The 414-nt window shown below is 54.8% G+C and carries 1 protein-coding gene; it reads right to left on the bottom strand.

What is annotated here, in order from left to right; translation table 11 throughout:
- Positions 1-57 precede the first annotated feature (57 nt).
- A complete protein-coding gene (locus tag KJQ96_RS38795) occupies positions 58-315 on the bottom strand; it encodes a PepSY domain-containing protein (RefSeq protein WP_213256901.1) in 258 nt (85 codons plus the stop codon).
- Between the last annotated feature and the right edge of the window lie 99 nt (positions 316-414).

Raw genomic sequence — 414 nt, 5'->3', positions numbered from 1 at the left:
ACATCGAATCATTTGGATGATTTTATAAGATGCTCGACGCAATAATAGGCGGTGCCCTTAGTCGTCGAGCTTTTCGGATGTGATTTCGCCAGTCTTCGGGTCGGCATGAAAGTCCATCTTCTGGCTGTTCTTGATGCCTTCGCCTTCCCATCGACCGTCGTCGGCTTCAAGTTTGCTGACCTGCGTGTAACCCGACTTGAGAACCCTCTCGATCACTTGCTGGGCGGGCATCCAGTCCGGTCCCGGCTGGTCGGCCCTTGCCAGCGAACCCACCGAAAGGACCACGGCGAAAGCAACAGACGCTAGTTTGTTCATGGCGAGCCTCCTTGCTGACGGGCTTCCTCAGCCTGCTTGCGGAACCTGGTTGCATCGTCTTCGGATATGACGACGATAATGGACAAACGCGGTCTTAAG

The sequence above is a fragment of the Bradyrhizobium sp. sGM-13 genome, assembly GCF_018398875.1.
Classification (GTDB): Bacteria; Pseudomonadota; Alphaproteobacteria; order Rhizobiales; family Xanthobacteraceae; genus Bradyrhizobium.
Note: the sequence above shows the minus strand (reverse complement) of the source record. Positions and strands in the feature narration are given on the sequence as shown.

What these genes read in the sequence shown, in the direction of transcription:
- KJQ96_RS38795 (WP_213256901.1), bottom strand. Translation starts at nt 315, where the DNA reads ATGAACAAACTAGCGTCTGTTGCTTTCGCCGTGGTCCTTTCGGTGGGT.